Origin of the sequence: Shewanella surugensis (assembly GCF_023284005.1) — a bacterium.
Lineage (GTDB): Bacteria > Pseudomonadota > Gammaproteobacteria > Enterobacterales > Shewanellaceae > Shewanella > Shewanella surugensis.
This window is the reverse complement of the sequence record NZ_JAKIKS010000204.1, coordinates 1-5307: the sequence shown is the minus strand read 5'-3', so window position 1 is coordinate 5307 and position 5307 is coordinate 1. Positions and strand designations below refer to the sequence as shown.

The following is a 5307-nucleotide window of genomic DNA, read 5'->3' as shown; positions in this document are numbered from 1 at the left end:
CATTTTTAGTCATTGCGATGTTCCTTTTGTTAATTGTTGATCGGCCAAGATCAATTAACAGGTTACATCGCAATGCTTTATCCTCATACACCAGAAACGACTATAGCTCTTGAAAGAATATAGGGACCTTTTGATATGAATCAACGTAGGAGTGTGTAATTTCACACGCTCCTAATAGCTTGAAATAACAGTGGCTTCATGTGACTTAGTTAGAATACTAATCAAATGTGAAAAATCATAATAGCTGCTTTCAAATGGGTAAACACATGTTTAAGGTAACACTCGCTTGATTTTAATCAGTAGGTTATTACTCTTGTAATGCGTATAACACATCAAACACAAACTGATCCCAAGCCTCGGCGCTAAAAGCACTATCTCTCACCCCTCTGACTTGATTCACCGCATGCAGGGGCGCCGCACCATTATCCATTAATAAATAAGCCATGATTAACCCCGTTCTATCTTTTCCTGAATGGCAATGGATTAATACTGTTAACTCTTCCCTTTCACACTCACGAATAAATGCCAGCGCTTTAGGCACCTGCTTTATACAAATGTCCAAATCTCCTTCTTCAGGGGGCGCATTGCGAGCAAAGGGAATACACTGGTATTTAACCCCTGCTTCAGTAAAATCATCCGCTTCAATAGCTTCCCCATCATTAACCGATAAAACGGCATCGATCCCTTGTTTTTTTAATGCCTTTAAATCCCAAGGATCTTTACTAGGCCCACTTCTCCCAGCAATTTTATCTTCTATCAACCAAAATATATGTTGCATGAATTATTCCTACATCATTGATTAAACAGATGGCTTTTTCCATACATCGTTATTGGCTTGAGGAAGGTTTTTGCGTTTTTTCTTACCCGTCCCTGCAGGTTTAGCCATAACAGACTCTTGCCTTGATGGGCAATCAAGTGGGGCTTCATCATCGGCTTCAAAGCCTTTAATTTGTTCTCTTTCTAGACGTAATTTATTCTTTTTCTCAATGAGTTTAAAATGCTGATACTCATCATGAGAGAGTAAAGTCACAGCAAGGCCTGATTCACCCGCTCTAGCACTTCGTCCAATTCGATGCATGTAGTCCATTGGGCTTCTCGGTAACTCATAATTTATCACCACAGGAAGTTTTTCAATATCAATGCCTCGAGCAGCAATATCGGTTGCGATTAAGACCTCTATCTCACCATTCTTAAAATTTGATAAAATACGATTACGCGCACCTTGACCTTTATCACTGTGAAAGACCTCCGCAACAATACCCGCTTTACTCAATTTTTGTTCAAGTCGATTACAAGTGTATTTTGCGCTGGCAAAAATCAACAATTGTCGCCATTGATTTTGCTTAATTAACTCAATCAACAACCCTGTTTTTCTATCTTTATTAACGGTAATAACTCGCTGTACAAGAAGACTCTCCTCTTCCTGCTTTTCAACATTAATCATGATAGGCTTATGCAAAAGATGATCAGCCAATAGCTTCACTTCTTCTGGGAACGTCGCAGAAAAAAGTAATATTTGCTTTTGCTCTGGTAACAAACTTTTAATTTTGGCTAATTCATCATGAAAACCCAAACTCAACATTCGGTCAGCTTCATCCAAAACCAAACTTTTCACTTGATCTAACTTTATCGCATTACTGGATACAAGATCTAATAAGCGTCCAGGTGTCGCCACCAATATGTCCACTCCTCCTCTCAACGCGAGCATCTGAGTATTAACCGACTGTCCACCGTATACCGCTTCTATTTTTAATCTTGGTAAAAGGTTTCTTCCGTAATTCTGTATACTGCTTGCAACTTGCTGAGCCAATTCTCTTGTCGGAACCAAAATCAAACTAGAAACATTATTATCCTTCGATTTCCTCCTCCCCTTCATACTCATTTGTAGTAAGGGCAAAGCAAATGCGGCCGTTTTCCCCGATCCTGTTTTCGCCTGCCCAAGTATCGAGCTATTGGATAATACAGCAGGAATAGCCTGAACTTGAATAGGCGTTGGAATCGAATATTTAAGCTCAGTTAAACGTTGAACTAATTCAGGTATTAACCCTAGTGAGGAAAAAGTTACCGTTGAAGGAGTAGATGATGGACAAGACTGAGTCATAAATAAAGATCGCTAGCATTACAAAAATAAGCGCTTATTCTACTCTATTTCGCTCAGTAAAGCTTATTATTTGCAACACTCTTATCTGATTCAGTAATGGCATATTATGAAGAAAAAAGAACAGATAATAAATTTTGAACGAAACAAGATTTAATAAATAAGATGTTGATCTATAGAGAGGATTTTATGATATGAATTATTAAATAATATATTAATCAGTAACAGGATAAAATAAAATGGTATCCCCAAGGGGATTCGAACCCCTGTTACCGCCGTGAAAGGGCGGTGTCCTAGGCCTCTAGACGATGGGGACCCGGACTTTATTTTTTAATCACAGCCAATAAAGACTGCTTTACATGATACTCAACATTTGATATTTAACATATCGTATTCAGTATTAGGAGGTTATATTCACTGAGACAGTAAATATATAAATAAAATGGTATCCCCAAGGGGATTCGAACCCCTGTTACCGCCGTGAAAGGGCGGTGTCCTAGGCCTCTAGACGATGGGGACCCGGACTTTACTTTTTAATCACAGCCAATAAAGACTGCTTTACACAATACTCTCAATCCTGAGTATTGAATATACAATGCTCAGGATTTGGAGGTTTTATTCACTGAGACAGCGAATATTAAAATAAAATGGTATCCCCAAGGGGATTCGAACCCCTGTTACCGCCGTGAAAGGGCGGTGTCCTAGGCCTCTAGACGATGGGGACCCAGACTTTACTTTTTAATCACAGCCAATAGAGACTGCTTTGAAAAATACTGTTTAAACTCGGTATAACGAGATTTCATATTTAAAGAGAGTATATCCTTAAATACAAATAAATGGTGGAGCCTAGCGGGATCGAACCGCTGACCTCAACACTGCCAGTGTTGCGCTCTCCCAGCTGAGCTAAGGCCCCACAAACCCACATCTATTACAGCACATGAACTTTTCCAAAATTGGTATCCCCAAGGGGATTCGAACCCCTGTTACCGCCGTGAAAGGGCGGTGTCCTAGGCCTCTAGACGATGGGGACCCGGACTGTATTCTTTATACTCTTCACAATTAAAGAGTTTGTTTTCATTTCTACAATCGGAAAATCGACATAAAAATGGTGGAGCCTAGCGGGATCGAACCGCTGACCTCAACACTGCCAGTGTTGCGCTCTCCCAGCTGAGCTAAGGCCCCACTACGTATCAAAACACTTTTGAACCTGCAGCCAACTTTTGCTGCACTGTGTCTCAACTGCGTGGCGCATTCTATGCAGCAGACCCAAAAGTGTCAACTCGTTTTTTAGGAATTTATTCTATTTGCTACAAATTCAATCGCTTTGGATATTCTTTGTTCAGTACGTGTCTTTCCAACGAGAAGTAAGGTTAAATCCACAGCGGGTGACATCCCAGCCCCTGTAACCGCAACTCTTAAAGGCATCCCCACTTTCCCCATACCTACCTCTAATTCGGCAGCAGTCGCTTCAATGGCTTGATGTATGGCTTCAACATTCCATTCAACTAATGTCGATAGTTTCTGCTGGATCAGCTTTAATGGTTCCATTGCCACCCCTCTTAAATGCTTCTTCGCTGCATTTTCATCGAAATCAGCAAAATCTTCGAAGAAATAACGACTCGAAGCCGCCATGTCTTTCAATGTTTTTGCTCTTTCAGATAACGCTGACACAATATCAACTAATAAAGGACCTTCAGAGGTATCAATATTCTGATCATGCATATGCCAAGCAAGTTGTTTAGCGACATATTCAGGATTAAGCTCCTTCATATAATGTTGATTCAACCAGATGAGCTTATCTGTATTAAATGCAGAGGCCGCTTTATTAATATCCTCCAATTTAAAAAGCTGCTTCATCTCATCGATAGAGAAAATTTCTTGATCCCCATGTGACCAACCTAAGCGCACTAAATAATTCAATAAGGCTTCAGGTAAAAAGCCATCATCACGATACTGCATCACACTCACCGCACCATGTCGTTTAGATAATTTAGCCCCATCGTCTCCTAAGATCATTGCGACATGAGCATACTCTGGGACGGGGGCCCCTAATGCTTTAAGAATATTAATTTGGCGTGGCGTATTATTAATGTGGTCTTCGCCGCGAACAACACACGTGATCCCCATATCCCAATCATCAACGACAACACAAAAATTATAAGTCGGCGTTCCTTCGGTACGAGCAATAATTAAATCATCTAACTCTTTATTTGCAATTTCAATTCGACCTCTAACGTGATCATCAAATACAACACTGCCTTCCGTTGGATTTTTAAAACGGATAACAAAAGGATCATTGGTCTCTCTTGGCGCTTTATCACGGCAACAACCATCGTATTTTTGACGCTCACCTTTAGATGCTTGCTCTTCGCGCATTAATTCAATACGTTCACGGGAGCAATAACATTTATAGGCCGTCCTCTGCTCTAACATCTGCGCAATAATTTCATTGTAACGCTCAAAACGTTGCGTTTGGTAATACGGCCCTTGATCCCAATTAAGTCCTAGCCATTCCATGCCCTCTAATATGGCATCACACGCTTCTTGGGTCGAACGTTCAATATCAGTATCTTCGACCCTTAATACAAACTCCCCTTGATTTGCGCGAGCATGTAACCATGAATAAAGTGCTGTACGAGCACCACCAACATGAAGAAAGCCTGTTGGGCTTGGAGCAAAACGTGTCTTCGTTGTCATAATGGGACAATAACCTATATTAAAAAGTCTAGTAATTAGACGGTACTGATAAATGTGCCCTCTATTCTACCAGCCAAATAAGAAAAAGAAAAAGAAGCATCAAAGTATGCATATCTTCAGTACAGTCTTACAAAGGTGATTTAATCACCTAACTTATAACAATCAGCACAACGACTTGGATGACAAAGCACCAAACAGTGCAAAATTAAGCCGAGTATCTCCTTTATATCGAAAAAAGCGTTGACACTCGAAGCACTCCCCCTATAATACGGCCCCAACACAGCGAGGTCGATTAGCTCAGCTGGGAGAGCACCTCCCTTACAAGGAGGGGGTCACTGGTTCGAGCCCAGTATCGACCACCATATTCTTATTTATCTAACGATAATGAGAATAGATACAGTACAGTAGCGTTACAAAAAATACGTTGTTAAGAAAGTCCCAGGTCGATTAGCTCAGCTGGGAGAGCACCTCCCTTACAAGGAGGGGGTCACTGGTTCGAGCCCAGTATCGAC

Annotated in this window: 3 protein-coding genes and 7 tRNA genes; 1 reads left to right on the top strand and 9 read right to left on the bottom strand. The window is 40.9% G+C overall.

Going from position 1 to position 5307, the window contains the following annotated elements; translation table 11 throughout:
• Positions 1–307: 307 nt before the first annotated feature.
• The 9 genes from L2764_RS25565 to gltX form a co-directional block, all read right to left on the bottom strand.
• Positions 308–778: a phosphatase domain-containing protein gene (locus tag L2764_RS25565; protein WP_248943177.1), complete on the bottom strand. Its 471-nt coding sequence runs from the start codon at positions 776–778 to the stop codon at positions 308–310.
• 21 nt (positions 779–799) lie between these two features.
• Complete coding sequence (locus tag L2764_RS25560) at positions 800–2101, bottom strand: DEAD/DEAH box helicase (RefSeq protein WP_248943176.1); 1302 nt, start codon at positions 2099–2101, stop codon at positions 800–802.
• A gap of 237 nt (positions 2102–2338) precedes the next feature.
• Positions 2339–2414, bottom strand: a tRNA-Glu gene (locus L2764_RS25555).
• Positions 2415–2541: 127 nt separating this feature from the next.
• Positions 2542–2617 (bottom strand) — tRNA-Glu (locus L2764_RS25550).
• Between the two features lie 129 nt (positions 2618–2746).
• Positions 2747–2822, bottom strand: a tRNA-Glu gene (locus tag L2764_RS25545).
• Positions 2823–2935: 113 nt separating this feature from the next.
• Positions 2936–3011, bottom strand: a tRNA-Ala gene (locus L2764_RS25540).
• A gap of 41 nt (positions 3012–3052) precedes the next feature.
• Positions 3053–3128: transfer RNA gene (locus tag L2764_RS25535), tRNA-Glu, on the bottom strand.
• A 76-nt stretch (positions 3129–3204) separates the two neighbouring features.
• Positions 3205–3280 (bottom strand) — tRNA-Ala (locus L2764_RS25530).
• 105 nt (positions 3281–3385) lie between these two features.
• Positions 3386–4795, bottom strand: a complete 1410-nt coding sequence (gene gltX, locus L2764_RS25525) for a glutamate--tRNA ligase (protein WP_248943175.1) — start codon at positions 4793–4795, stop codon at positions 3386–3388.
• A gap of 286 nt (positions 4796–5081) precedes the next feature.
• Here gltX and L2764_RS25520 point away from each other — a divergent pair.
• Positions 5082–5157: transfer RNA gene (locus L2764_RS25520), tRNA-Val, on the top strand.
• Positions 5158–5307 lie beyond the last annotated feature (150 nt).